Below are 2,128 nucleotides of genomic sequence, written 5' to 3' on the forward strand. Positions count from 1 at the left end.
TGGAGACGTCGTGGGAGGTGTTCGAGCGGGCGGGGATCGCGCCGAGGTCGGTGAAGGGGAGTCCCACCGGCGTATTCACCGGCGTCATGTACCACAACTACCAAGGCAGCTATGGATCGTCGGGCGTGGTGTCCGGACGGCTGTCGTACACCTTGGGCCTGGAGGGCCCTGCCGTCACTCTCGACACGGCGTGTTCGTCGTCGTTGGTGGCGTTGCATCTGGCGGCGCAGTCGTTGCGCAAGGGTGAGTGTTCACTGGCGTTGGCCGGTGGCGTGACCGTCATGGCCACGCCCCGCACATTCGTGGAGTTCAGCCGAGAGCCGGGCAGCCTGGCCCCCGATGGCCGGTGCAAGCCGTTCGCGGAGTCGGCGGACGGTACGGGGTGGGCCGAGGGTGCGGGGATGCTGCTGTTGGAGCGGCTGTCTGATGCGCGGCGTAGGGGTCACCGGGTGCTGGCCGTGGTGAAGGGTTCCGCGGTGAATCAGGACGGTGCGTCGAATGGGATGACGGCGCCGAATGGTCCGGCCCAGCAGCGGGTGATTCGTCAGGCGTTGGCGGATGCGCGGGTTTCGGGTGATCAGGTGGATGTGGTGGAGGGCCACGGCACGGGCACGGTGCTGGGTGATCCGATCGAGGCGCAGGCGCTGCTCGCGACGTATGGGCGGGATAGGTCGGAGGATGGTTGGCCGTTGTGGCTGGGTTCGGTGAAGTCGAATCTGGGTCATACGCAGGCTGCGGCGGGTGTGGCGGGTGTCATCAAGATGGTGATGGCGATGCGGCATGGGGTGGTGCCGGGCAGTTTGTTCGGTGAGGTGCCGTCGTCGCGGGTGGACTGGTCGGCGGGTCGGGTGGAGTTGCTGGGCCGGTCGCGGGAGTGGCCGGTGGTGGGGCGTCCGCGTCGGGCGGGGGTGTCGTCGTTCGGTGTGAGCGGAACCAACGCACACGTCATTTTGGAAGACGCATCTGAGTCTGAAGAACCAGCCAAGGCGAGTCAGCCGGCGATGAGCCCGGAGGTGGTGGTTCCGTGGGTGGTGTCGGGGCGGAGTGCTGAGGCTCTGCGTGCGCAGGCGGAGCGGTTGCTGACGCTTGTGGATGATGCGCCGGATCTGGGTGTGGCGGATGTGGGTTTCTCGTCGGCGGTGGCGCGGTCGTCGTTCGAGCATCGTGCGGTGGTGGTGGGGCGGGACCGGGGTGAGTTCCTGACTGGCCTGCTGGCCGTGGTCGACGGAGTCGCCGCGCCGGGTGTGGCGGTGGGTCGGGTGCGGGGTGATGCGGGGACCGCGTTCTTGTTTTCGGGTCAGGGGTCTCAGCGGGTGGGGATGGGGCGGGAGTTGTGTGCTGTGTTCCCGGTGTTCGCGGAAGCCTTTGATGCGGTGCTGACGGAAGTGGATGCGGCGCTGAAGGAGTTGGGTCCTGAGCCGGTGTCGGCGCCGGGTTTGCGGGATGTGGTGTGGGGCGGGGATCAGGAGGCGTTGGATCGGACGGGTTGGGCGCAGCCTGCCCTGTTTGCGTTCGAGGTGGCGTTGTTCCGGTTGTTGGAGTCGTGGGGTGTGCGGCCGGATTTTGTGGCCGGGCATTCGGTGGGGGAGATAGCTGCCGCGCACATTGCGGGGGTGTTGTCTTTGGCGGATGCGGTGCGGTTGGTGGTGGCGCGGGGCCAGTTGATGGAGGCGTTGCCGGCGGGCGGGGTGATGGTGGCCGTGCAGGTGTCGGAGGCGGAGGTCCTGCCGCATCTGACGCCGGGTGTGAGTGTCGCGGCGGTCAACGGCCCGTCCTCGGTGGTCCTGTCCGGCCGGGAGTCGGAGGTCCTGGCTGTTGCGGAGGGTTTTGCGGGGCGTGGGGCTCGTGTGCGTCGGTTGCGGGTGTCGCATGCGTTTCATTCGGTGCTGATGGAGCCGATGCTCGCGGAGTTCGGTGCGGTCGCGGAGCAGCTCACGTATGCCGAGCCATCAATTCCGGTCGTCTCGAATGTCACGGGGAGGGTGGCTGCGGAGGTGGCGTCGGCGGAGTACTGGGTGCGGCATGTGCGGGAAGCGGTGCGTTTCGCGGATGGTGTTGGGCATCTGCGGGAGCGGGGTGTGACGCGGTTTGTTGAGGTGGGTCCGGGGGCGGTGCTGGCTGGGTTGGC

The 2,128-nt window shown here is 67.8% G+C and carries 1 protein-coding gene; it reads left to right on the forward strand.

Annotation, left to right across the window (positions count from 1 at the left end; all coding sequences use genetic code 11):
• Positions 1–2,128: type I polyketide synthase (locus ACZ5VQ_RS49300; RefSeq protein ID WP_469110758.1), on the forward strand; the 2,128-nt coding region annotated here is incomplete at both ends.

The organism is Streptomyces sp. NPDC033178 (genome assembly GCF_055577685.1).